At 72.7% G+C, this 542-nt stretch carries 1 protein-coding gene; it reads left to right on the top strand.

The genetic code is table 11. From position 1 onward, the window contains the following. Positions 1–267 (top strand): beta-propeller fold lactonase family protein (locus KUM32_RS37635; protein WP_217146329.1); only part of this gene is annotated, 267 nt, incomplete at its 5' end. Between the last annotated feature and the right edge of the window lie 275 nt (positions 268–542).

Raw genomic sequence — 542 nt, 5'->3', positions numbered from 1 at the left:
GTCTACCTGTCCAACCGTGGCCACGAGAGCATCGCGCGGTTCGCCGTCACCGGCGGCGGCGCCGGCCTGCGGCTGCTCGACACCGTGCCGTGCGGGGGCTCCTGGCCCCGGCACATCAGCCTCTCGCCGGCGGGCAACCTGCTGTTCTCGGGCAACCAGTACGGCAAGACGATCGGCACGTTCACCGTCGACAAGGAGACCGGCGCCCTCACCCGCTCCGGCCCCCCGTTCGCCACCGTCTCCGTCGGCTGCGTCCTGCCGACCTGACCGCGCCGCGCGCCTGTTCGCGCGCGACGGGAAGCCGAGCGCCAGAGCCGACGCCACCTGGGAGCGCCCCGCGGCTGAACAAGCCGCGGGGCGCTCCGGGGTTGGGTCTCGCCGCGTGACCAGGCTGGCCGACACCGCTCCGACACCGTCACGGTCGGGCCGTGGCCGGGCTGTGTCGGGGGTTGGGCGAGGCGAGCTGGTGTGCGCTCGCGCTAGCTGATGTTGACGTCCACGCAGGCGTAGAAGGCGTTGGCGGTGTCGGCGATGTTCCATAT

Source organism: Streptomyces sp. AC627_RSS907, from assembly GCF_019049165.1.
Note: the sequence above shows the minus strand (reverse complement) of the source record. Positions and strands in the feature narration are given on the sequence as shown.